Below are 1724 nucleotides of genomic sequence, written 5' to 3'. Positions count from 1 at the left end.
TCGCGATAGTCCGGATTGCGGCCGCCCTTGACCGCCACATGGACGTTGTCGAGGTAGAGGTCGATGCCAGTCTGGTCGAGATCGGCGATGCCCGCATAGCCGACCGCCGCGAGGATGCGGCCCAGGTTCGGATCACTGGCGTAGAACGCCGTCTTGACCAGCGGCGAATGGGCGACCGCGTAGGCGACCTGGCGGCACTCGGCCGCATCCTTGCCGCCTTCGACCCGGATCGTGATGAACTTGGTGGCGCCTTCGCCGTCGCGCACGATGGCCTGGGCCAATTGGCGGGCGACGTTCTGCATCGCCTCGACAAGCGCCCGACCCGCGGCGGAATCGAGCGAGCTGATCGTGTCGTGCGCCGCCTTCTGCGTCGCGATCACGACGAAGGAGTCGTTGGTCGAGGTGTCGCCGTCGATCGTGACGCGATTGAACGAGGCGTCGGCCAGCGCCTTCGCCAGCGGCTGGATCAGCGACGGATCGATCTTCGCATCGGTCGCCATGAAGCCCAGCATGGTCGCCATGTTCGGCCGGATCATGCCGGCGCCCTTGCTGATGCCGGTGACGGTGACGGTCGCGCCGCCGATCTGTACCTGCTGGCTGAAGGCCTTGGGCACGGTGTCGGTGGTCATGATGCCTTCGGCCGCGCGCGCCCAATGGTCGGGCGCGGCGTCGGCGAGCGCGGCGGGCAGGCCGGCTTCGATGCGCTCGATCGRCAGCGGCTCCATGATCACGCCGGTCGAGAACGGCAGGATCTGCTCGGGCGCCAGGTTCAGCTGGCGCGCCAGCGCGATGCAGGTCGAGCGGGTGCGCGCCAGGCCGTCGTGGCCGGTACCGGCATTCGCATTGCCGGTGTTAATCAGCATCGCCCGGATGCCGAAATCCTTTGCCAGGTGCTCGCGGCAGACCTGCACCGGCGCGGCGCAGAAGCGGTTCTGCGTGAAGACACCGCCGACCGCGGCGCCCTCGTCGATCAGCACCACCGTGAGGTCCTTGCGGTTGGCCTTGCGCACGCCGGCTTCGGCCACGCCGATGCGAATGCCGGGCACCGCATGCAGCGCGGCGGGATCGGGAGCGGAGAGATTCACTGGCATGAGAAAATCCTGGTCGATGGCTGTCAGGTGAGCTTGCCGTGGCAGTGCTTGAACTTCTTGCCGCTGCCGCACGGACAGGGGTCGTTGCGGCCGACGCGTGCGAAGGCCGCGGCGCCGGCACTGAGGCCGCCGGCCGCCTGGCGGCGCAGGCTTTCCTCGTCGACCCGCACCTCGACCTCGCCGGTCTCGGTCGGCGCCGTATAGGTGATGTTGGCCAGGTTCTCGCCGCGGCTTTCCATGGCCTCGGCGGCTTCCTCGAACTGCTCGCCCGACTGCACGCGCACCGTCATGAGCTGGCGCGTGACCTCGTTCTTGACCGAGTCGAGCAGTTGGCCGAAGAGCTCGAATGCCTCGCGCTTGTACTCCTGCTTGGGCTGCTTCTGCGCGTAACCGCGCAGGTGGATGCCCTGGCGCAGGTAGTCCAGCGACGCCAGGTGCTCGCGCCAGTGGGAGTCGATGCTCTGCAGCAGCACCATGCGCTCGAACTGGGTGAAATTCTCCTGGCCGATCAGGGCCAGCTTGGCGTTGAAGGCGTCGTTGCTGGCGGCAACCACCTTCTCGACCACGTCCTCGTCGCCGATCGCGGTCGCGGCCTCGACATCCTTCTGCAGCGGGATCTCGAGGCCCCACTCG

The 1724-nt window shown here is 67.8% G+C and carries 2 protein-coding genes; both read right to left on the bottom strand.

Translation table 11 applies throughout. The annotated features are described in order from the left end of the window. Positions 1-1091 (bottom strand): bifunctional glutamate N-acetyltransferase/amino-acid acetyltransferase ArgJ (gene argJ, locus AC1DY5_RS54440; RefSeq protein WP_478122497.1); only part of this gene is annotated, 1091 nt, incomplete at its 3' end. Between the two features lie 23 nt (positions 1092-1114). After that, the coding region (locus tag AC1DY5_RS54435; protein ID WP_478122496.1) for an SEC-C metal-binding domain-containing protein at positions 1115-1724 on the bottom strand (610 nt) is incomplete at its 5' end.

Source organism: Variovorax sp. P4_D9 (genome assembly GCF_056401695.1).
Note: the sequence above shows the minus strand (reverse complement) of the source record. Positions and strands in the feature narration are given on the sequence as shown.